The 19,788-nt window shown below is 70.0% G+C and carries 15 protein-coding genes; 7 read left to right on the top strand and 8 right to left on the bottom strand.

Annotated features, from left to right (window positions below; genetic code table 11):
- The first annotated feature begins 54 nt into the window (after positions 1-54).
- Positions 55-2,304: a heavy metal translocating P-type ATPase gene (locus tag ACWD38_RS05470; RefSeq protein ID WP_450123428.1), complete on the top strand. Its 2,250-nt coding sequence runs from the start codon at positions 55-57 to the stop codon at positions 2,302-2,304.
- A gap of 225 nt (positions 2,305-2,529) precedes the next feature.
- Here the strand turns inward: ACWD38_RS05470 and ACWD38_RS05475 are convergent, their stop codons facing one another.
- Positions 2,530-3,699, bottom strand: a complete 1,170-nt coding sequence (locus tag ACWD38_RS05475; RefSeq protein WP_184477405.1) for a DUF1015 family protein — start codon at positions 3,697-3,699, stop codon at positions 2,530-2,532.
- A gap of 103 nt (positions 3,700-3,802) precedes the next feature.
- The gene (locus tag ACWD38_RS05480) at positions 3,803-4,219 is read right to left on the bottom strand and encodes a hypothetical protein (RefSeq protein WP_450123429.1); all 417 of its coding nucleotides are present in this window, start codon (positions 4,217-4,219) and stop codon (positions 3,803-3,805) included.
- 368 nt (positions 4,220-4,587) lie between these two features.
- On the opposite strand from ACWD38_RS05480, the gene ACWD38_RS05485 reads away from it, so the two are divergent.
- Positions 4,588-5,556 (top strand): hypothetical protein, encoded by a 969-nt coding sequence (locus ACWD38_RS05485; RefSeq protein WP_450123430.1) that lies wholly within the window; start codon positions 4,588-4,590, stop codon positions 5,554-5,556.
- Between the two features lie 344 nt (positions 5,557-5,900).
- Here the strand turns inward: ACWD38_RS05485 and ACWD38_RS05490 are convergent, their stop codons facing one another.
- The 3 genes from ACWD38_RS05490 to ACWD38_RS05500 form a co-directional block, all read right to left on the bottom strand.
- On the bottom strand, positions 5,901-6,134 hold the full coding sequence (locus ACWD38_RS05490) for a hypothetical protein (protein ID WP_184477401.1): 234 nt from the start codon (positions 6,132-6,134) through the stop codon (positions 5,901-5,903).
- Positions 6,135-6,138: 4 nt separating this feature from the next.
- Positions 6,139-6,879, bottom strand: coding sequence for a TNT domain-containing protein (locus ACWD38_RS05495; RefSeq protein ID WP_450123431.1), 741 nt, complete (start codon positions 6,877-6,879; stop codon positions 6,139-6,141).
- A gap of 612 nt (positions 6,880-7,491) precedes the next feature.
- Positions 7,492-7,758 (bottom strand): helix-turn-helix domain-containing protein, encoded by a 267-nt coding sequence (locus ACWD38_RS05500; RefSeq protein ID WP_184477397.1) that lies wholly within the window; start codon positions 7,756-7,758, stop codon positions 7,492-7,494.
- Positions 7,759-8,487: 729 nt separating this feature from the next.
- On the opposite strand from ACWD38_RS05500, the gene ACWD38_RS05505 reads away from it, so the two are divergent.
- The 4 genes from ACWD38_RS05505 to ACWD38_RS05520 all read left to right on the top strand — a co-directional run bounded on the left by ACWD38_RS05505 (position 8,488) and on the right by ACWD38_RS05520 (position 14,591).
- Positions 8,488-9,894: a family 2B encapsulin nanocompartment shell protein gene (locus ACWD38_RS05505; protein ID WP_184484763.1), complete on the top strand. Its 1,407-nt coding sequence runs from the start codon at positions 8,488-8,490 to the stop codon at positions 9,892-9,894.
- A gap of 249 nt (positions 9,895-10,143) precedes the next feature.
- Entirely contained in the window at positions 10,144-12,066 is a 1,923-nt protein-coding gene (locus tag ACWD38_RS05510; RefSeq protein ID WP_450123432.1) for a terpene synthase family protein, read from the top strand.
- 59 nt (positions 12,067-12,125) lie between these two features.
- Positions 12,126-13,541 carry a family 2B encapsulin nanocompartment shell protein gene (locus ACWD38_RS05515; protein WP_450123433.1) on the top strand — a complete coding sequence of 472 codons (1,416 nt, stop codon included), beginning with the start codon at positions 12,126-12,128 and terminating at the stop codon, positions 13,539-13,541.
- A gap of 15 nt (positions 13,542-13,556) precedes the next feature.
- Positions 13,557-14,591 carry a family 2 encapsulin nanocompartment cargo protein polyprenyl transferase gene (locus ACWD38_RS05520; RefSeq protein ID WP_184477391.1) on the top strand — a complete coding sequence of 345 codons (1,035 nt, stop codon included), beginning with the start codon at positions 13,557-13,559 and terminating at the stop codon, positions 14,589-14,591.
- Positions 14,592-14,826: 235 nt separating this feature from the next.
- On the opposite strand, the gene ACWD38_RS05525 is transcribed toward ACWD38_RS05520, so the two are convergent.
- Positions 14,827-15,783 carry a sporulation protein gene (locus tag ACWD38_RS05525; RefSeq protein ID WP_450123434.1) on the bottom strand — a complete coding sequence of 319 codons (957 nt, stop codon included), beginning with the start codon at positions 15,781-15,783 and terminating at the stop codon, positions 14,827-14,829.
- A 626-nt stretch (positions 15,784-16,409) separates the two neighbouring features.
- Between ACWD38_RS05525 and ACWD38_RS05530 the strand changes: the two genes are divergently transcribed.
- Positions 16,410-17,660 (top strand): amidohydrolase, encoded by a 1,251-nt coding sequence (locus ACWD38_RS05530; protein ID WP_450123435.1) that lies wholly within the window; start codon positions 16,410-16,412, stop codon positions 17,658-17,660.
- A 10-nt stretch (positions 17,661-17,670) separates the two neighbouring features.
- Here the strand turns inward: ACWD38_RS05530 and ACWD38_RS05535 are convergent, their stop codons facing one another.
- Together ACWD38_RS05535 and ACWD38_RS05540 are read right to left on the bottom strand one after the other, a co-directional pair.
- On the bottom strand, positions 17,671-18,444 hold the full coding sequence (locus ACWD38_RS05535) for a DUF1295 domain-containing protein (RefSeq protein ID WP_184477385.1): 774 nt from the start codon (positions 18,442-18,444) through the stop codon (positions 17,671-17,673).
- Complete coding sequence (locus ACWD38_RS05540; protein WP_343071208.1) at positions 18,441-19,712, bottom strand: cyclopropane-fatty-acyl-phospholipid synthase family protein; 1,272 nt, start codon at positions 19,710-19,712, stop codon at positions 18,441-18,443. The genes ACWD38_RS05535 and ACWD38_RS05540 overlap by 4 nt, the downstream gene beginning before the upstream one ends.
- Between the last annotated feature and the right edge of the window lie 76 nt (positions 19,713-19,788).

Consider the following 19,788-nt stretch of genomic DNA (forward strand, 5'->3'; position numbering starts at 1 on the left):
TGCGGACGTCCCTTCCGAACGGATCCGCGCGGCAGGTGAACAGGAGATCGCACGATGAGCACTGGAGCATCGACTGCACCGGGCGCCACCGGACAGCAGGTCGAGCTGATCATCGGAGGCATGACCTGCGTTTCGTGCGCGAATCGCGTGGAACGCAAGCTCGGCAAGCTCGACGGCGTGACCGCCACGGTCAACTACGCCACCGAGAAGGCCGCCGTCAGCTACCCCGCCGAGCTCGACCCTCAGCGGCTCATCGACCAGGTCGAAGCCGCCGGGTACACCGCCGCGGTCCCCGCACCCCCGGATGAGGACACCTCCCCGGACGACGCGGAGCAGGACACGACCACCGCGCTGCGCGACCGGTTGATCACCACCGCCGCGCTGTCCATACCGGTGATCGTGCTGGCCATGGTGCCCGCACTGCAGTTCACGTACTGGCAGTGGATTTCGCTGACGCTGGCCGCTCCCGTCGTCGTCATGGGCGGTGCGCCGTTCCACCGCGCGGCGTGGACGAACCTGCGCCACGGCGCGTTCACCATGGACACCCTGGTCTCGCTCGGCACGCTCGCCGCGTTCCTGTGGTCGCTGTACGCACTGCTGTTCGGCACCGCCGGCATGCCCGGCATGACCCACGACTTCGACTTCAGCACCGGCTCCGGCAGCGGCTCCGGGTCGATCTACCTGGAAGTGGCCGCCGGCGTCACGATGTTCATCCTCGCCGGCCGGTACTTCGAAGCCCGATCGAAGCGGCGCGCCGGCGCGGCGCTGCGCGCGCTGCTGGAACTCGGCGCGAAGGACGTCGTGGTGCTGCGCGACGGCCGGGAACAACGCATCCCCACGGACCAGCTGGCCGTGGGCGACCGGTTCGTGGTCCGCCCCGGCGAGAAGATCGCCACCGACGGCATCGTCGACGAGGGCGGTTCGGCGATCGACACCAGCATGGTCACCGGTGAATCCGTTCCCGTCGAAGTGGGTCCCGGCGACTCCGTTGTCGGCGCCACCGTCAACGCGGGCGGACGACTGATCGTGCGCGCCACCCGCATCGGCTCCGACACCCAGCTCGCGCAGATGGCGCGGCTCGTCGAAGAAGCGCAAACCGGCAAGGCGGCGGTGCAGCGCCTCGTCGATCGGATCTCCGCGGTGTTCGTCCCGATCGTCATCGTGCTCGCCGTGGCCACCTTGGTGGGGTGGCTGCTGGCCGGCGGCGGCGCGGACACCGCGTTCACCGCGGCCGTCGCGGTGCTCATCATCGCCTGCCCCTGCGCCCTCGGACTCGCGACCCCGACCGCACTGCTGGTCGGCACCGGCCGCGGCGCGCAACTCGGCGTGCTCATCAAAGGCCCCGAAGTCCTGGAATCGACGCGGCGCATCGACACGGTCGTGCTGGACAAGACGGGCACCGTCACCACCGGGCAGATGTCGCTGGTCGGCGTGCACCTCGCCGACGGCACCGACGAAATGCAGGCGCTGCGGCTGGCGGGTGCCGCCGAGCACGCCTCGGAGCACCCGATCGCGCGGGCCATCGCGCTCGGCGCGGCGCAACGGGTCGGCGAACTCCCCGTCGCGGCCGAATTCGGCAACGTGGAAGGGCTCGGGGTGCGCGCCATCGTCGAGGGCCACCAGGTCAGCATCGGCAGGATCTTCGACGGTGCGCTCCCGGACGCGCTGCACGAGGCGAAGAGCACCGCGGAACGCGCCGGGCACACCGCCGTCGTGCTGGCCTGGGACGACGCCGCACGGGCCGTGCTCGAAATCGCCGACACCGTGAAACCGACCTCCGCCGAGGCGATCCGGCGGCTGCGCGGCCTCGGCCTGCGCCCGGTGCTGCTCACCGGCGACAACGAGACCGTGGCGCGCACCGTGGCCGCCGAAGTGGGCATCGACGAGGTCATCGCCGAGGTGCTGCCGCAGGACAAGGCCGCGGTCATCACCCGGCTCCAAGGCGAAGGACGTGCGGTCGCGATGGTCGGTGACGGCATCAACGACGCCGCCGCGTTGGCCCGAGCGGACCTGGGCCTGGCGATGGGCACCGGCACGGACGTGGCGATCGAAGCCTCCGACATCACGTTGGTCCGCGGCGACCTGCGGGCGGCGGTGGACGCGGTCCGCTTGTCCCGCCGCACCTTGCGGACCATCAAGGGCAACCTGTTCTGGGCGTTCGCCTACAACGTGGCCGCGATCCCGCTAGCCGCCGCAGGCATGCTCAACCCGATGATCGCCGGGGCGGCGATGGGCATCTCCAGCGCCTTCGTCGTCGCCAACAGCCTCCGCCTCCGCCGCTTCCACCCCACAACCCCCGCCTGACCAAGGTGGAGTGAACGGACCGCTCGCCCAATAGCATTGGACGAGCGGTCCGTTCACTTCTCTCGCACGTGGGCTTCTCAAGCGCGTCAAGATCAGTGCGGGTGGTCGATCGAATTGGGTGAACGGACCGTTCAGCCAATGGGATTGGCCGAACGGTCCGTTCACTTCACCGGATTTCCTAGCCGCCGCGGTATCCGGTCCGCTGATGTGCCGCTCGCGTAGCGGTCAGGGCAGGCGGGGGCTGGGCAGCGTGCGCAGGACCAGGCCGGGGTGCGGGTTGGGGCCGAACGCCGTCGCCTTCGGCGGGAGGCGCACCCCGGTCGCCGCCGCCGCGGACAGGTCCAGCTTGCTCGGCGGGAACGTGATGGCGGCGATCCCCCCGACTTCGCGCACCACGTGCAACGCCCTCGGCGCGCTCGGCTCGTAGTGCACAGCCATTGCAGGCGAGTCCCGCACTGTGTCGAGGAAAGCCTGCAACACGGAGATGTGCATCGACCGCAACGATTCCGGGAACCTCCCGCACGGCCCGGAGAGGAAATGCGCATCAGGCCGGTCGAGCAGGAACGCCCTGTCCGGTGTCGCCACGATGAACGCCGGTCCGTGGTACGCCCGCGCCCGCAGCACGTCCAGCCATTCCTCCAGCGGCCCGCTCAGCGCGGTGATCTGGAACCACTGCTGCGCGGCGGCGAGCACCTTCCACGGGTCGGCGTGCGGCAACACCCGATGCACCGGCCGCAACCGCAGCGGACTGCGTTTGGTGTCGACGAGCAACGCGGGCAGGTAGTCCCACGGACCACGGCCGTGCCCAGCGGCGTGGACGTCCCTGCGGAACCGGCGGGCGGCGACGTGGCGGTGGTGCCCGTCGGCGATGAGCGCGGCCCGCTGGTGCAGCGCATCGATGATCTGCCCGCAGATCTCCCGTTCCGCGAGTCGCCACACGCGGTGCTCCTGCCCGTCCGGGGTGCGCAGCTCGGTCAACGGCCGTCGCCGGGTCGCCGCGTCCAGCTGTTCGGCGATGCGGTCCGTCCCGGAATAGCCGAGCAGGATGGGCGGCATGCTCATCTCCCCCGCCCGCATCAACTCGACCATGCCGTCGGTATGGGCCGGGGTGACGTCCTCGTGCGGCAACAGCCGGCTGTCCAGGTGCACGGCGGAGATCACGCCGCGCTGCACTCCGAGCGGCCCGGACTGCTCGTAGACGTACATCGCGGGACGCTCGTCGCGAGCGAGCACCGCGAGCCGTTTCCACTCGCCGAGCAGCCGCACGGAATTCCCGACGTCGACACGATCCCACGGCGTGGCGTGCCGGTCCGCGAGGCCGCGCAGGCGTTCGGGCGCGAGAACCCAGGCGCGGAACGGGCGGATGTCCACTCCCACACGTACCGAACTCGTCACCACCGCAGTATCAACCCGCTGCCGCGCGTGTGGTCACGTGGCCGTGGAAAGCACCGATTTGTGCGCTATGCCAGGGGTTTTCCCAACGGAGAGTGAACGTCGATCACCCAGGCGGGGTGGCGGTGAGCGCGGTGCGGAGATCTCCGAGAGCGCGGTCGAGGGTGATCAGGTCGTGGGTGCACACCTGCTCCGTCTCTGGATTCGGCGGGAAGCATCCACGTCGGAGCAGTCGTTCCACTCGCTGCTGCAGCTCGTGCGCGGAGGCGATGACCTGCCGAGGATGTTCCGTCGGTTCGGTGGCGCTGAGCGCGATGTTGCGCACCTGCGCCACGTACCGCTCGCACCGCTCGGTGCCGTGCTGCGCGGGACGCGTGAAGCACTGGTCCTGCGACACGAACCCGATCTTGGTGATGATGTCGTCGCGGGACGCGCTCGGCGCGTGGTGCTGCACCCCCGGATCGGTCTGGTACCCGGCGCATCCGCTCAGCACGAGCCCAGCGAGCAGCCCGCCTGCGGCCAAACGGGAAACCCTCTGCTGCGACGTCCTCATCACTCCCCTTCCCGTGCCACGGTACGCCCGCTCCCCTGCAGCAGCCGCCGCGTGCGAGCTCCCTCGTTGCCGAGTGAACGGACCGTTCAACCAACCCCTTCGGCCAAACGGTCCGTTCACTCAATGCCGCTCGAACGCGAACCCCATCCGACACGCCTATATCGACCCGAAAGTGATCGGATCATTTTCGGAGTGAACGGACCGTTCGACCAACCTATTTGGACGGACGGTCCGTTCACTCCACCAGAAAAGCTCGAGTTGTCCACAGGGTGGCGATTCATCCACAGATCTTGAAATCGACGTGGCGCACGAGTTCTCCGATTGGTCATGGTGGAGTCATGCCGAGGAGAACGATCGTTGACTGGGACGGGGTGGCCACCGCCGCCACTCACGGTGTCCTCACCGCGCGCGCTCTCGACGAACTCGGCGTGCCAAGACAAACCGTGTACCACCGGGCGTCGATCGGCGGCCCGTGGAAGCGGCTGCTGCCGGGCGTCATCATGCTGTCGTCCGGCACCCCCACCCTTGAGCAGCGCCATGACGCCGCTCTGCGGTACGCGGGAACCGGGGCGATGATCACCGGTCTGGCCGCGTGCCGCTTGCACGGCATGACGCGCCTTCCCGAAACCGACGAAGTGCACATGCTGATTCCGGAAGCCCGCAAACGCGCCAGCAAGGGTTTCGCCGAGATCGAGCGGACCACGCGCCTCCCGTCGCCGGTCACCCGCGATGGCTTCCGAGTGGCACCGCTCGTCCGGGCGTTGCTCGACGCCGCGCGCCGCCTGCCCACGCTGGACCAGGTCCGGGCCTTGCTGGCCGAGGCGGTGCAGCGGGAGTTGGTGACGCCGGAAGCACTGGCGGCCGAGGCCAAAGCCGGTTCGCGGCGCGGCGTCGCTCGATGTCGCGTCGTGCTGGAGGAAATGGGCGCCAACGTGCATTCCCCTGCCGAGAGCTGGGCTTACCGCTTGGCGCAGAGCTCGGATTTGCCTGCCATGCAGTGGAACGTGCGGTTGCTGGGTCCGGACGGGACTTTGCTCGGGATTCCGGACGGCTGGATCGACGAGGTGGGGCTCGCCTGGCAGATCGACTCGATGGAGTACCACCTGCGGCCCACCGGCTACGAGAACACGGTGTTCCGCCACACGCTCATGACCGCCGCCGGTGTCGTCGTGGTCCACACGTTGCCGAAGCGCCTCCGCTCCGATCCTTCCGCGGTTCTCGACGAACTTCGCCGCTCGTACCGCGCGGCCCAGCAACGTCCCCGCCCACGGGTGACCGCGGTCCCTCGTGTTCCAGCACCACGCTGAACGCCAATCCGAGGCCCCACCAGGAGTGAACGCCCCCTTCGTCCAATCCACCGGCTGCTCGAACACCCCTGCCGCACGCCGCGGCTGATCACGCACGGCGCCTCCCGGCAGGCGCCCCTTCCGCGCACCCTCCAGCGGGATCCAGCGATCTTTCGGAGTGAACGGACCGTTCGTCTTATCCAACGGGACGAACGGTCCGTTCACTCCCATGGATGCGGTGCGGGTGGGAGCCGGGCGGCGCGGGCCGCACGTCGGCGGAACGGGGGCGAGTTCGTGGAGTGAACGGACCGTTGGTCCGAGGTGATGGGACGAACGGTCCGTTCACTCCACCAGGGTTGCGGGGGTCAGGGTTGGGCTAGGCGTAGGAGGCGGGCGCAGGCGGTGTCCTCGTCGGGGGACGAGGTGATCACGTGCCAGACCCCGCGTTCGGCCACGCCGGTGTCCCAGCCGTTCTCGCCCTTGCGCAGGAACAGGAATTCCGTCGGCGACGTACGGGGTTCGTGCACACCTTCGATCCACAGCTCGCTCTCGGCGACACCCGACCCGCGCAGCAGGGTGAACAGTTCGCGGCGATCCATCCGCCTACCGTAGATCGTCGGCGGGCTTGAGGTACCCGTTGGACAGCAGCCACCTGACGTTCAGCCGCTGCCCCTCGCCCGGCTGGAGGAATGCGGAGTCGAGCAGGATCTGGGTGCCGCCGCCGGGCTGCGCGAACCAGGGTGCGATCGGGCCTTCCCAGACGGTGAACGATCGGGCCACTTCGTAGCGGTGGTAGCCGCAGGGGAAGTCGGCTTCGCGGGTGGTGAGGCTTTGCGGCGGGAGGGAGCGCTCGGCGTAGTCGTCCCCGGCAGGAGCGAGGAACGAGCCGTACTCGGAGCCGAAGCGGTCCAGGTCGTCACCGACGTCCAGCACCTCGGGGTGCTTGTCGGGGTTGCCGTCCGGGTCCACTTCGAAGCCGTCCTGCGGCGGGTACCTCCAGCTGTTCGCCGCCGAATCCCAGTAGGTGTCGAGGAATTCGGCGGGCTCGAGGTCGCCGCTGCGGGAGTACTCGTCCAGCAGCGGGCCGACCGGTTGCTGCCACGGCCGAGGCAGGAATTCCGGCCCCCAGCGCTCGTCGCCGGCATGCACACCGGAGCACGGGACGTGCGGGCCGGCTGAAGCGACCTGCCCTGGCCCGGCCTGCGCGGGAACTACCGGGATCAGCGCCGCGGACAGTCCGACGCCCAGCGACAGCAGCGCTCGGACGCAGCGGGTTCCGGCTCGTGCTCGGGGATCTCCGAAACCCTCGGTGGGACGCCTGTTCTTCCGTCCGAACCCCAGCATCGGACCCCCCTCTGATCGCACTCGGTCGCTCCAGTGATAGCCGCCGGACGGCCATGCGCGGAATGTCGCGGAGCGAACCAGACCCGATTGATCCACTCGATCGACCCGATCAGGTGGATCTTGAAACACGAACTGACTCTCCGCGTCTGGATTCACGCCCGGCAACCGGAGCCGCACCAACGTGGACGAACCACTTCCCCACAGCCCTACGGAGCACGCTTCGTCCTATTTGGACGTCGTTTCACCTGTTGCTTTCACGGAGACACCGCCTCAGGCCGGCCACCGCTTCGACATCATGCCGAGCCGGAAGAGAACCGATGATTCGGGTGGCCACCAACAATCGGGAGTACCGGGCGGATCGTCGTCCGCGCGTCCGGCAGTGGCGGAATTCGTCGCCGCGGCAGTGGAGATCCACCCCATTTCCGGCGACCGCCGACCCGACAGGCCCACCCTTGCGGAACCGGGAATCGGAACGGCAGACGCCACGCCGTCACCACTGGAGCCGAAACCACTCCAAAAACAGATGAGTGATCGACCTCACCGATTCCACTCTTCCGCAATTCCGTCCGCCCAGGGTATTTCGCGCACGACACGCCCGCGCGATGCGTGCGATCACACCGGATCCGAATGCTCCGATTCCGCCGCACGAGCGCCGCCTACCCGCTCAGGCTGCGGGATCAGCAGCTCGTCCACCCCGCAGCCGAGGACGGCACAGAGCACGTCCAGGTCGTCGAGCTTGACGCTGCCCGGCTGGCCGGACCACAGCGCGGACATCTTGCCGGCCGAGATCACCATGCCCCGCTCGGCGAGCCTGCGTTGCAGGTCACCCGCCTTCCAAATGCCGCGATTGGCCGCAGCCAGCCGCAGGTTCCACCGCATCCGGTCACCCTCCTTCACCCCCGACCGACCCCGCGGACGCACGCGCGGAACCGGGCTACGAGACGGCTCCCCGGAGATTCCCGCACCGACCAGGGAACTCCGAGTACACGTCGAGCCCGAGACTATTTCCACAGGGCCGAATTCGACTCGTCGAGGTCGCATTCAACCGCTGAACGGTACTGCATCGATCCAACCGGTTCGCAACCGGTTCGCAGCGAACACCTCCGCACACCCCCCGTTCGGACCAGCACTCCACCCCGAACCGATCCGATCCGTGCACACCCCATGACTCCGGATATCAAATAGACCAAAGAACGATGAATTGATTACAGCTACAACTACTTTTCGTGGCTGCAAAAGTCGAATCGCGGATGGCCGCAGATTTCGCTACTGGGCGCAAACAGCACAGCCAGGCTTAGCACCTTCGGGTGACTGTACGGCTCCATCCGGCGGTGCTAGCGTCTCTCCCGCCAGGAAATGAGCACGCATTTCGCCGATGCCCGGTTTCCACGTCGGCGTCTATCCATTCACCCAAACCACTTCGGCTCGACCCGGTTCATATCGGGTCGAGCCGTTGCCGAACCGATCCGTGTCGCGGCCCCTCCCGATCCGGACCGGTCGATGCGCTCCGGATCGGCGGGCACCGCCCGCCGGCCCAGCGCATCCGCTCCACCGGCGCATTCGGCGCCGTTTCCCTGACCCCATACGAAAGATTAGGTGGTGTACGTCGTGACCGTGGCGGATTCGGGTGTCGACGAGAACGAGCAGCCGCAGCTGAGCCTGGGGACGGCGGCAGCGCGCAACCTCGCGACAACGACCAAGACCCCACCGCAGATGCAGGGCATCACGTCCCGCTGGCTGCTGCGGATGCTGCCGTGGACCCAGGCGACGGGCGGGACCTACCGGGTCAACCGCAGGCTCACCTACACCCTGGGCGACGGGCGGGTGACCTTCACCAACACCGGCTCGGACGTCCGCGTGATCCCCCAAGAACTGCGCGAACTGCCGCTGCTGCGGGGATTCGACGACGAGTCGGTGCTGGGCGCGCTCGCCGACCGCTTCGTGCAGCAGAACTTCGAGCCCGGCGACGTCATCGTCGAAGCCGGCAGCGCCGTGGACCAGGTGTTCCTGCTCGCGCACGGCAAGGTGAACAAGCTCGGCCGTGGCGAGTACGGCGATGACGCGGTGCTCGGCGTGCTCGCCGACGGCGACTACTTCGGCGAGGGCGCGCTGGTCTCGGCGGACCAGACCTGGAGCCACACGATCAAGGCCGTCACCTCGGGCACGTTGCTGGCCCTGCGGCACCAGAGCCTGCAGGAGATGAACGCCGCCGAGCCGCTGCGCGCGCACCTCGACCAGGTGCGGACGGCTCCCGGCAAGGCGCAGAACGACCACGGTGAAGCGGAGATCGACATCCACTCCGGGCACACCGGGGAGCACCCGCTCGCCGGGACCTACGTGGACTACCAGCTCGCCCCGCGCGAGTACGAGCTGAGCGTGGCGCAAACGGTGCTGCGGGTGCACAGCCGGGTCGCGGATCTCTACAACCAGCCGATGAACCAGACCGAGCAGCAGCTGCGCCTCACCATCGAAGCACTCCGCGAACGCCAAGAACACGACCTCATCAACAACCCAGACTTCGGACTCCTCCACAACGCAGACCTCTCCCAACGCATCCACACCCGCACCGGCCCACCCACCCCCGACGACCTCGACGAACTCCTCTCCACGGTGTGGAAGGAACCGAGCTTCTTCCTGGCCCACCCGCGCGCGATCGCCGCGTTCGGCCGCGAGTGCAGCAAGCGCGGCCTGTACCCGCAGAACGTGGACTTCCAGGGCCATCAGATCCCGGCGTGGCGCGGCGTGCCGCTGCTGCCGTGCAACAAGATCGGGATCTCGGAGACCCGCACCAGCTCGATCATGCTGATGCGCGCGGGCGAGCAGAACCAGGGCGTGGTCGGCCTGCACCAGACCGGCATCCCCGACGAGTACCAGCCGGGGCTGTCGGTGCGGTTCATGGGCATCAACGAGAGCGCGGTGATCTCGTACCTGGTCAGCACCTACTACTCCGCCGCAGTGCTGGTCCCCGACGCACTCGGCGTGCTGGAGCACGTCGAGATCGGTCGCGAGGGCTGATCCGGGATGCGGGCCTTGGAGATCACGAGTTGGGGTGAGCCGTGCGGCGCACGGCTGAACCCGAACGTGGACCGCGCGTACGCGAACACCGCGCGATGGGCGCGGGACCAAGGCCTGCTGCTGTCCGATGTGGACTTATCCGGTCCGCGTCAGGAGTCGGAGCCGGGTGGACCCGGCTCCCCGACCCGGCCCGGGGGCGCACCGGACGCCGTCCAGTGCGCTTCCGGGCGACAAGCTCCGGAAGAGGTGGTGCCCACAGCGGGCTCCACCGACTTCGGAGTTCCCGCATCCGGCATCCGGGACCAGGTGCTGCTCGCCGCCTGGACGCATCCCGATGTCCCGGGCCCGGAGCTGGCGCTGATCGCCTGCTTCGGGGTGTGGGTGGACGCGGTGCGCCACCACCTGCGGCGACACCGCCAGGCGGCCACGGCCGAGCGCTACGCGGCGAAGCTGCGGGCGAACCTGGCCGGTCCGCCGGGCGGAAGTGTTCCCAGGGACGCCGCTGACCCGGTCGAGCGCGGCCTGTGCGACCTGCGCGCACGGGTCGCTCCGTCGTGGCGGTGGCAGCTCGATACCGCGCTGATCGACCTGCTGCGCGGGCAGCCGGCGGAGTCGGCCGGGTCGGTGGTGTCCCGAGTGCCCAATCCGATCGACCACCTGGAGCTGGGGCGCGGACCCGGCCCAGGTCCGTGGGCGGCGCAGTTGGTGGCGTACGGACTGCGCACCACGCTCCCCGCCGAGGTCACCGGTGGTGCGGCTTTCCGCGCGGTGCACAACGCGTTCTGCGACGTGGTGCTGCTTCGATCGCCGTGGGATCCCGCGTCGGAGGACGCCGAGCGTTCCGGCAGCGTCGTCGTGCTGCAACGGCACTTCGGGCAGTCCCGCCCGCTGGCCATGGCCATGCTCGGCGATCTGCAGGCGCGGCGGTCGCAGCGGTTCGACGAGCTGACCTCCGCTGAGCTGCCCGCGCTGCTCGCGGCCTGCCGGGACGAGGCGCAGCGCGAGACGGTGCTCCGCTACGTGCAAGGTCTGCGGGATTGGCTGGCCGGGATGCTGGCGTGGCGGCCGAACGCGGCGGAGGCCGAGGTCGAAGCGGCGACCCGGCCCGCCCCGGCGAGGCAGCGCACGGCGAACCGGGTGCGGCTGCCGGACTTCTTCATGCCCTTCGACACCCATCCGAATCCCAGGCTCGAAGCGGCCAGGCGGCACACCCGCGCTTGGGCGCGGCAGCACGGGCTGCTCGACGGCGGCGCCCCGGAACCGGCGATGCGGCAATGGACGCCCTCGGGTTTCGACGCCGCCGACTACGCGCTGCTGGCCGCGCTGACCGAGCCGGACGCGGACGAGGCGGAGTTGGGGCTGGCCGCCGACCGCCAAGTGTGGTCGTGGCGCGCCGACGACCACCTGATCGCCTCCGGCGGAGGAGCCGAATTCCTGAGCAGGCTCCCCCAGCTGCTGCGCCCGGATTCGCGGGCCGCGGGGGCCTCGTGGGAACGGGCGTTGACCGACGTGTGGCGGCGCACCACCGCCGACCTCGGCTCCCGGCCGCGCAGGGAGATCGCGGTTCGGCTCGCGGAGATGCTCGAACTCCGGGCGGCGGAATTGGGCGCCGCGGAGACGGCGGATCCGCTGGAACTGCTCGCATCGCGGCGCCGCACCTGCGGGGGCGAGCTCACCGCCGCGCTCCTGCGCCACCGGCATGCGCCGGGAATCCCGGCCGAACTGTTCGCGACCGTCCCGATGCGGACGATGGCGACGACGTTCGCCGAGGTCGGAGCCCTGCGCCACGACCTGTTCCGCTACCGCGCCGGACCAGCGGAAGCCCACCCGGTGCCGGACGTGGTCACCGCGATCGCGGCCTTCCTCTGCTGCGGCCCGCACCAGGCGGTGGCGATCGCGGACGACATGTGCACGGCCCGCCTGCGGCGGTTCGAGTCGATCGCGCATCGGGAGATTCCCGTGCTGGTCGAAGAATTCGAGCTCACCGCAGCGGCCGGCGCTCGGCTGGAGCGGTACGTGCGCGGGTTGCAGCAGTGGACGGCGGGCGAGCTGCGGTGGATCTCCGTCACCGGTCGCTACGCGGGCACCGGCGACCGGCCGCGCCGGGCCCGCCGGGCTCTCGGGCGGCCCGGATTTCCGCGCCAGCGCTTCCTGCGCCGAACACCCGGCTAGTCCTCCGGGCCCCGGCGGGGCCCGGTTCTTCCAGCAACGACAACGGGAATGGTGACTGCATGACCCGCGAGACCAACACCGAGGACCCGACCGACGTGGGTTCCGGCGCTCGCCCCGCACTGAGCCTGGGCACCGCGGCGGCGCGGAAGCTGTCGACGACGACCAAGACCCCGCCGCAGATGCAGGGCATCACATCCCGCTGGCTGCAACGGACCCTGCCGTGGGTGGAGGCGAGCTCGGGCACCTACCGGGTGAACCGGCGGCTCACCTACACCCTCGGCGACGGGCGCGTCACGTTCGTCAGCACCGGCCGGGAAGTGCGGGTGGTGCCGCAGGAGCTCCAGGAACTGCCGGCGTTGCGGGGATTCGACGACGCCGACGTGCTCGGCGCGCTAGCCGACCGGTTCGTGCAACGCGAGTACGGGCCCGGCGAAGTGCTGGCCGAAGCCGGATCGGCCGTGGACCGAATCCTGCTGCTGGCGCACGGGAAAGCGCACAAGCTGACCGCCGGCGAGTACGGCGACGACGCGGTGCTCGGCCTGCTCGCCGACGGCGACCACGCCGGCTCCGGCCTGCTGGTCGACCAGGACGAAACCTGGAAGTTCACCGTCAAGACCGTCACCACCTGCACCGTGCTCGAACTGCGCGGCGACGTGATCGAACAGACCGCGGCCCGTTCCGAAGCGCTGCGCGCGCACCTGGACGAAGTCCGGTCGCGTCCGGTGCAGTCGCAGAACAAGCACGGTGAAGCGGAGATCGGCATCCACTCCGGGCACACCGGAGAAGCGGCGCTCGGCGGGACGTTCGTCGACTACGAGACCGCGCCCCGTGAGTACGAACTGGCGGTCGCGCAATCCGTGCTGCGGGTGCACACCCGCGTGTCCGACCTCTACAGCACGCCGATGGACCAGACCGAGCAGCAGCTGCGCCTCACCATCGAAGCACTCCGCGAACGCCAAGAACACGACCTCATCAACAACCCCGACTTCGGACTCCTCCACAACGCAGACCTCTCCCAACGCATCCACACCCGCACCGGCCCACCCACCCCCGACGACCTCGACGAACTCCTCTCCAAGCGCCGCAAGACCCGGTTGTTCATGGCCCACCCGCAGGCGATCGCGGCGTTCGGCAGGGAATGCAACCGCCGGGGCGTGCTGCCGGAGACGGTGCAGGTCGAAGGCGTGCGCGTGACCGGGTGGCGCGGGGTGCCGATCCTGCCCAACGACAAGATCCCCGTCACCGAAGCCGGAACCAGCTCGATCCTGGCGATGCGCACCGGCGCCGAGGACAACGGAGTCGTCGGCTTGCGCCAGACCGGCATCCCCGACGAGTACGAACCCGGCCTCAACGTGCGCTTCATGGGGATGGACGAGCACGCCGTGGTGTCCTACCTGGTCAGCACGTACTACTCGGCCGCAGTCCTGGTCCCCGACGCGCTCGGGGTGCTCGAACACGTCGAAACCACCCGTTGAAGGAGACCGGCGGAGATGACTGCACAAGTGGGACGGGCGCGAACGGTGACCGACACGCTGCGCACGGGCCGGAACTTCCTGGACCCCGCGCTGCGCGCCGCAGTCGGTTCGCTGCCCGAGTCGATGCAGCGCATCGTCGGCCACCACTTCGGCTGGCGGGACGAGCACGGCGCGCCGGTGGACGAAGATCAGGGCAAAGCGATCCGGCCGACGTTGGTGTTGCTGGCCGGACGCGCCGTGGGCGCGGATCCGCAGCAGGTGCTGCCCGCGGCGGTCGCGGTGGAGCTGGTGCACAACTTCTCGCTGCTGCACGACGACGTGATGGACGGCGACCTGACCCGGCGGCACCGGCCCACGGCGTGGAGCGTGTTCGGCTCCGGACCGGCGATCCTCGCCGGTGACGCGCTGCTCACGCTGGCGGCGGAGGTGCTCACCAGCAGCGGGCACCCGGCGGCGATCGCGGGGCTCAAGGAGCTCAACGCCACCGTGCTGGACCTGGTGGACGGGCAGAGCTCCGACATGTCGTTCGAGCGGCGCTCGGACGTGGCCCTGCCCGAATGCCTCACGATGGTCGGGTCGAAGACGGGGGCGCTGCTCGGTTGCAGTTGCGCCCTCGGCGCGTTCTTCGGCGGGGCGAGCGAGGAGCGGGTCGAGCACCTGCGGCGCTTCGGGTTCCGCCTCGGCCTGGCGTTCCAGCTGGTCGATGACGTGCTGGGCATTTGGGGGGATCCGGCGGTGACCGGGAAACCGGTGCATTCGGACCTGCGGAACCGGAAGAAGTCGCTGCCGGTGGTGGCGGCGTTGAACTCCGGCACCGCGGCGGGCCGGGAACTGGCGGAGCTCTACGCGGACGGCCGCGAGCTGTCCGAGCAGGACGCCGTCCGCGCCGCGCGGCTGGTGTCCGACTCCGGTGCCAGGGATTGGAGCCGCACCCACATCGGCACGCTGGAAGCGGAAGCCCTGCACCACCTCAACACCGCCGACCCCGAGCCGGGGCCGGCCGCGGAGCTCACCGAGCTCACGCACATGCTCACCCGACGCCGACACTGAGGGAGCCGCGCACGCCGCCGTGCGCCGGGCAATCAGGTGGAGTGAACGGACCGTTCGTCCAATCGTTCTGGACGAACGGTCCGTTCACCCATCGTCATTCCGCCGCGGCGAACCACGTGGCCACCACGGGCGCCGCGCTCAGCGGATTTGGTGAACGGACCGTTCGTCCAAGCCGGTTGGACGAACGGTCCGTTCACTCACAACGCCGGTGGCAGCTGCCGCGGGTCGGGGGCGGTCAGTCCTCGTCGCCCTCGAAGAAGTCGCCTGCTTCGTCCATCACTTCGCCCACGACCATGCCGCCCACGATGCCCGCGCCCACGCCGAGCGCGGCTCCGGCCGCGACGCCACCCCAGCCGGGGCCGCCGCGCTGTTCCTCGTGGTGCTCGTGGTGGCCGTGCTCGTGGCCGCCGCCGAACAGTCCGCCGCGCTGGGCGACCTCGTCGAGCCAGCGGGTCAGCTCCGCGACCCAGTCGACCTGCTCCGCCTCCGCGTGCGTCCGGTGGAACCGGCCGAACGCGTCCTCCCCCGAGCGGAACAGCCCGCCCCGCCGGTCTGCTTCGAGGACGACGTGCAGGCCCTCCGCGTCGGCCACGAAGGTCAGCTCGACCTCGTTGATGCGGCCCTCGTACTGGTGCGGCGCGTAGAACTCGATCTCCTGGAACATCGGCAGCTGCTGCTCGATGCCTGCCAGCTGCGCGATCTCCAGGTCGGTCGACTTGAACTGGAAGCCGAGGGCGCCGAATGCGTCCAGCACCCTGGACTGCGAGGGCAGCGGCGCGACGAACAAGCCGTCGAGGTCGCCCTTGTCCACGCTCTTCGCGATGGCGAGTTCGGTCCGCACGCCGAGTTGCACTCCCGGCAGCTGCTGGCCGTCGACGACGTTGAGCGGGGTCTCCCACGGCACGGGGATCGCGAAGGGGATCACCTTGTGCTCGTTCGCCTCGACGCGGAAATTCTCGGCGACGATGGCGTGCAGGAACTCGACGGTGGCGTCGTGCTGCTCATCTCCGCGTTCCAGCTCGGAGCGCGCCTCGAACCGCAGCGTCACCCGCTCGATGTCGACCTCTCCGTCGCCGGCGGCGATGCGAACCTCACCGGAGAGGGTGGAGCCCGGGTACACGTGCGGTTCGGAGAGCACCGTGTCGACGGTGGGACCGCCGATCCCGAACGCCCGCAGCATCTTCTTGAACACCAACGCGACCTCCCAGTCGTTTCAAGATCATCATACGAGCCCCTGCCCCACGTCCGATCTTGCCCCAATGTCCGATTCGCGCGCTATCAACGGAACCGCTCGTCGCACAGGCCCCCGCGAAGATCCGCCGAACGACGGAGCGCAAACATCCAAAGCCACACCACCGACATCCACCCGAGGTCTCCCGAAGGCCCCAGCCCACGTGCACGCAGCGGATCGGCACAGCAATGGAGTGAACGGACCTGTCGTCCAACGGCATTGGACGAACGGTCCGCTCACTCCCGAGGTTCGCTCCCCGAACCACCGCCCGGGCGCGGCGTCGCACGCCGGAGACTGCTCGATCCGCGTTTAGGTGGAGTGAACGGACCGTTCGTCCAGCGGGATTGGACGAACGGTCCGTTCACTCCGACCCGCATTCCCGCGTCGCCGCTGGCGGGCCGGGTGGAGGTTCGAGTGGGCGGGGTGCGCGGTGGCGGGTGAACGGACCGTTCATCCAGCGAGGTTGGACGGACGGTCCGTTCACTCGAACCGCTTCGCGGGGGTGCCTGGTGGCGGGGGGCGGGCGCGTGGCCGAAGATCGCCTCTGCGGAGTCACCGAACGCCCTCACCCGGAGACAGGAGAGCTCATGCCTTCCGGCTCGTTCCCCGAACTGGACGCGGCGCTGCCCGAGCTGGAGCGCTGTTACGTGGACTTGCACCGCCACCCGGAGCTCGGGTTCGCCGAGCACCGCACCGCGGACGTCGGCGCTCGCGCCCTGCGCGACGCGGGCTGCGAGGTCACCTCCGAGGTGGGCCGGACCGGAGTGGTCGGCGTGCTGCGCAACGGCGCGGGGCCGACCGTGCTGCTGCGGGCCGACATGGACGCGCTCCCGGTGCGCGAGCAGACGGGGCTGGACTACGCCAGCACCCAGGTCACCACGAACGACGCCGGGGAGGAGGTGCCGGTCGCGCACGCCTGCGGCCACGACATGCACGTCACCTGGCTGCTGGGCGCGGCGAAGGTCCTGGGCTCCCGGCGGGCGGACTGGGCGGGCACGGTGCTGTTCGTCCTGCAGCCCGCCGAGGAACGCGGCAGCGGCGCCCGAACCATGATCGAGGACGGGTTGTTCGAGCGATTCGGCACGCCGGATGTGGTGCTCGGCCAGCACGTCGGCCCGATGCCGGCGGGGCACGTGTTCACCCGCCCCGGCCTCGCGATGTCCGCCAGCGACACCGTTCACGTGCGGATGTTCGGCCGCGGCGGTCACGGTTCGCGGCCGGAGACGACGGTCGATCCGGTGGTGATGGCCGCCGCCACGGTGCTGCGGCTGCAGACCATCGTGTCCCGCGAGGTGGCGGCGACGGATTCGGCGGTCGTCACCGTCGGCGCGCTCAACGCGGGCAGCAAGGACAACGTGATCCCCGACCAGGCCGATCTGCAGCTGAGCATCAGGTCGTTCACCGAGCAGGTCCGCGGGAAGGTGCTCGACGCGGTTCGCCGGATCGTCCGCGCCGAGGCGGTGGCCGCCGGGGCCGCTCGCGAACCTGAGATCACCGTCGTGGAGTCCTACCCGCTGACGGTGAACGACGAGTCCGCCACCGAGTCGCTGAGCACGCGTTTCCGCGAGGTCTTCGGCGAGCGGCGGGTCCATCCGGGGCCGATCGTCACGGGCAGCGAGGACTTCGGCGAGTTCGGCCGGGCGAGCGGGGTCCCGTCGGTGTTCTGGTTCGTCGGCGGCACCGACGCGCAGCGCTTCGTCACGGCGTCGGAGGCGGGCACGGTCGATCAGGACATCCCGTCGAACCACTCGCCGCAGTTCGCCCCGGACCTGCATCCGACTTTGTCGGCCGGGGTGGAGACGCTCGTCACCGCCGCACTGCACCACCTCGACGGCTGACGGGCGCGGCTCACCGGCGCGGCGGTAGCGGGACGAACCCGCTGGTGCGCTCGACGTAGGCCGCGTAGGCGGGCCGGCGTTCGCGGAGTCCGCGTTCCAGCAGCGGTTTCCCCGAGCCCTTGGCCAGCAGCCACGTCATCAGCACCGGCGAGAGCACCGTCGCCGCCCCGAGCCAGCTCTGGCACGCCAGCAGGTAGAGGCCCCACCAGACGCAGGCGTCGCCGAAGTAGTTCGGATGCCGGGTGTAGCGCCACAGGCCGGTGTCGAGCACGGTGCCCGCGTTGGCGGGGTCGGCGCGGAACCGGCTCAGCTGCGCGTCACCGACGGCTTCGAAGACGAATCCGCCCGCCCACACCAGGATTCCGGCCCAGCCCAGCGGTCCGAGTCCCGGCGCGTCGACGGTCTGCGCCGCCTGCACCGGCAACGACACGAACCACATCACCACGCCTTGCACGAGGTAGACGCGCACGAACATCAACGACCAGGCCCGTTCGCCGTAGCGGGCCGCCATGTCCTGGTACCGCCGGTCCTCCGGTTTCCCCGAGTTCCGGTGGTGCAGGTGCGCGGAGAGCCGCACGCCCCACACCGCGGTGAGCGCCGCCACCGCCCACCCGGTCACCGAGCCGGTACCGGCCAGCGCGCTCACCACGGCGATCACGGCGAACCCGGCGCCCCACACCGAGTCGATGGTGTCGTAGCGCCCCCGCAGCCGGGCGATCGCGAAGGTGAGCAGCACCGTGCTCAGGGCCGCGATCGGCGCCGCGAGGAACACCGCCCCGCTCACCGGACGTTCCCCCGGTGCGGCGCGGCGGCGTTCTTCACGGCGACGATCTGGTTGACGCCCATGCGGTTCTCCTCGAAGGCGAGCCCGCCGCCCGCCAAGTACAGCCGCCAGGTCCGGGCCTGCTCGACGCCGAGGAGCGCGACCGCGCGTTCCCAGTCGTCCTCCAGCGTCCGCGCCCACACCGCGACGGTGCGCGCGTAGTGCTCGCGCATCGCCTGCACGTCGCGGATTTCCAGACCTGCCTCTTCCAGGTGCCCGAGGGTGCGGCCCACCGGGACCATGCTCATGTCGGCGGCGATGTAGGCCTCGATGAACGCGCCGCCGCCGGGGGCGTTGCCCGCCCGCGACATCTGCTGGATCAGCAGCGTGCCGCCGGATCGCAGCAGCCGGTGCAGCGCCGCCGCGTACACGGGGTACTGGCTTTCGCCGACGTGCTCGCCCATCTCGATCGACGCGACCGCGTCGAAGGGCTGGTCATCGATCTCCCGGTAGTCCTGCAACCGGACCTCGACCAGTTCCTGCAGGCCCAGCTCGTCGACTCGGCCCCGGATGTGCGCGGCCTGCTGCGCGGAGAGCGTCACGCCGGTGGCCCGCACCCCGTGGTGCCGCGCGGCGTGCAGGATCAGCGAGCCCCAGCCGCACCCCACGTCGAGCAGCCGGGTCCCTTCGGTGAGCCCGAGCTTCCGGCAGATCAGGTCCAGCTTGTCCCGCTGCGCCTCCGCGAGGCCGTAATCGTCGCCGTCCCCGGTCCAGTAGCCGGAGGAGTAGGCCATGCTCGGGTCGAGCAGCAGCTCGTAGAACTCGTTGCCGGTGTCGTAGTGGTGCGCGATCACTTCCCGGTCGCGGCGGCGGCTGTGCAGCCGGCCGCTCGGCTTCGCCTCACCGGCTGGCGGTGCCGGTCGCGGCCCCACGGCCCCGAGCGCGAACGCTTCGGCCAGCAGCCGCCGCCACTGCGCCGGCCCGAACCGCACCCGTCCGGCGCGCTGCTCGCGGAACGCGGCCCAGCACCGGCGCAGGCCCTCCGCCAGGTCGCCTTCCACGTCCAGATCACCGCTCACGTAGGCCCGCGCCAACCCCAGCTCACCCGGGCTGAACAGCACGTGGCGCAGCGCGCGGCGGTTGCGCAACACGACGCGCGGGGAGCCGGGCGGCCCGGCGGTGCTGCCGTCCCACGCCGTCAGCCCCACCGGCAGCGAGATGCCGATGAGGTCGCGCACCGCGCGCTCGATCCGGCTCGCCGCACCCTGGCGCTTTCGCAGTTCGGACACACGAACCCCTTCCTCGGTCGCCGACATCCCGCATTCGGAGCAGGGGCGGGTGCCGATCGGTCTTCGTGATCCGGAT

Source organism: Saccharopolyspora sp. NPDC002578 (assembly GCF_053592695.1).

Excerpts from the sequence above, each read along its gene's own strand:
- ACWD38_RS05470 (WP_450123428.1), top strand. The coding sequence starts at position 55 with ATGAGCACTGGAGCATCGACTGCACCGGGCGCCACCGGACAGCAGGTC.
- ACWD38_RS05485 (WP_450123430.1), top strand. The coding sequence starts at position 4,588 with ATGCCGAGGAGAACGATCGTTGACTGGGACGGGGTGGCCACCGCCGCC.
- ACWD38_RS05490 (WP_184477401.1), bottom strand. The coding sequence starts at position 6,134 with ATGGATCGCCGCGAACTGTTCACCCTGCTGCGCGGGTCGGGTGTCGCC.
- ACWD38_RS05495 (WP_450123431.1), bottom strand. The coding sequence starts at position 6,879 with ATGCTGGGGTTCGGACGGAAGAACAGGCGTCCCACCGAGGGTTTCGGA.
- ACWD38_RS05500 (WP_184477397.1), bottom strand. The coding sequence starts at position 7,758 with ATGCGGTGGAACCTGCGGCTGGCTGCGGCCAATCGCGGCATTTGGAAG.
- ACWD38_RS05515 (WP_450123433.1), top strand. The coding sequence starts at position 12,126 with ATGACCCGCGAGACCAACACCGAGGACCCGACCGACGTGGGTTCCGGC.
- ACWD38_RS05520 (WP_184477391.1), top strand. The coding sequence starts at position 13,557 with ATGACTGCACAAGTGGGACGGGCGCGAACGGTGACCGACACGCTGCGC.
- ACWD38_RS05530 (WP_450123435.1), top strand. The coding sequence starts at position 16,410 with ATGCCTTCCGGCTCGTTCCCCGAACTGGACGCGGCGCTGCCCGAGCTG.